Source organism: Clostridium boliviensis, from assembly GCF_033342255.1.
GTDB classification, from domain to species: domain Bacteria; phylum Bacillota; class Clostridia; order Lachnospirales; family Lachnospiraceae; genus Lacrimispora; species Lacrimispora boliviensis.
Map to the genome: position 1 here is coordinate 1 of NZ_JAWONS010000082.1, position 429 is coordinate 429.

Sequence of the window (429 nt, forward strand, 5' to 3'; positions counted from 1 at the left end):
TCGGACGCCCGCTGTTCCAGCGCTTCCCGGTCGTCCATCCCCGGTGCGACGGTCGGTTCTTGTTTTCGATTTCCTTTTGTCGGCATCATCGATCCCCCTCCTCATCAGATTTTGCCCTGGTGCAACCGATCGAGCACCCTACGAGCTCCTAGGGGGTATCCTGTACGCCAAAACGCCGATTCATTCCCCGGTTCAGTCCAGCTGGATGCCCATCCAGTGGGCGTCGTAAAATTTGCCACCGATGTAAAACTCCCGGGTTATGGTTCCCTCCACTTGAAAGCCGAGGGATCGGTACAACCGGATCGCCCGGTCGTTGTCCACCCGAACTCGCAGATTGATCTTTCGAATCTTGCCGGTTTGACGGGCCCATTGAAGCAGGAACTGGAGCAACAGCCTCCCGATCGACATCCCCCAAAACTTTTTGCGGAC

At 56.9% G+C, this 429-nt stretch carries 1 protein-coding gene; it reads right to left on the reverse strand.

The window, feature by feature from the left end; all coding sequences use genetic code 11:
* Positions 1-192: 192 nt before the first annotated feature.
* A partial coding sequence (locus RZO55_RS03030; RefSeq protein ID WP_318062813.1) for a GNAT family N-acetyltransferase occupies positions 193-429 on the reverse strand: 237 nt, incomplete at its 5' end.